General features: G+C 57.3%; 1 rRNA gene. It reads right to left on the bottom strand.

From position 1 onward, the window contains the following. Nucleotides 1–84, bottom strand: a 5S ribosomal RNA gene (gene rrf / locus MKZ40_RS17245); the annotation flags it as partial. Nucleotides 85–241: the final 157 nt, after the last annotated feature.

Here is a 241-nt window from a genome sequence, read left to right on the forward strand (position 1 = left end):
CTCCACACTACCATCGGCGCTAAGCGGTTTCACTTCCGAGTTCGGCATGGGATCGGGTGGTTCACGCTCGCTATGGTCGTCAGGCGAAACGGTGGCATCTTGCGATGCCTGAGTCTCGAGGCTTGTGACCTCGCGACTCGCAATATGAATCATGCTGACCGATATATCGTCGATCCTGTCGCAATCCCGGCGGTTTGCCGGAGCAAACCCCTTGGGTGTTATATGGTCAAGCCTCACGGGC

The sequence above is a fragment of the Cobetia sp. BMC6 genome, from assembly GCF_029991385.1.
GTDB lineage: Bacteria > Pseudomonadota > Gammaproteobacteria > Pseudomonadales > Halomonadaceae > Cobetia.